This is a genomic window from Mesorhizobium sp. M7A.F.Ca.US.014.04.1.1 (assembly GCF_003998745.1).
GTDB classification, from domain to species: domain Bacteria; phylum Pseudomonadota; class Alphaproteobacteria; order Rhizobiales; family Rhizobiaceae; genus Mesorhizobium; species Mesorhizobium ciceri.
This window is the reverse complement of sequence record NZ_RZRW01001442.1, coordinates 1-473: the sequence shown is the minus strand read 5'-3', so window position 1 is coordinate 473 and position 473 is coordinate 1. Positions and strand designations below refer to the sequence as shown.

At 59.0% G+C, this 473-nt stretch carries 1 protein-coding gene; it reads right to left on the bottom strand.

Annotation, left to right across the window (positions count from 1 at the left end; translation table 11 throughout):
* The coding region (locus tag EOA22_RS37015; RefSeq protein WP_164756350.1) for a dipeptide/oligopeptide/nickel ABC transporter ATP-binding protein at window positions 1-473 on the bottom strand (473 nt) is incomplete at both ends.

The window sequence follows — 473 nt, the reverse complement described above, 5'->3', positions numbered from 1 at the left end:
AAGGACGCGATGGCAGAAATAGCTGACCAGTCCGAGGTCGTGGGAAATGAAGAGATAGGTAAGGTTCAACTCGCCACGCAGTTGGTCCAACAGCGCGATGATCTGCGCCTGTACCGAGACGTCCAGAGACGCTGTCGGCTCATCAAGCACAACAAGGGACGGCTTGAGCGCGAGAGCACGGGCAATGCCGACCCGCTGTTTCTGTCCGCCTGACAACTGGTGGGGATAGCTGTTGGCGACAGCACCACTGAGGCCAACCATATCCAGCAGCGAGGTCACGGTTGCCTCCGCCGAATCTGGCTTCACGCCCTGGATGCGGAAAGGCTCAAGCAACGCATCTCTTATCGAAAAACGAGGATCGATCGCCGAATATGGATCCTGGAACACCAGTTGCATGTGACGGCGCAACCGCCGCAAATTCCCCGCCGACAGCTGGGCGATGTCTTGCCCGTCGAAACGGACCTCTCCCGCGC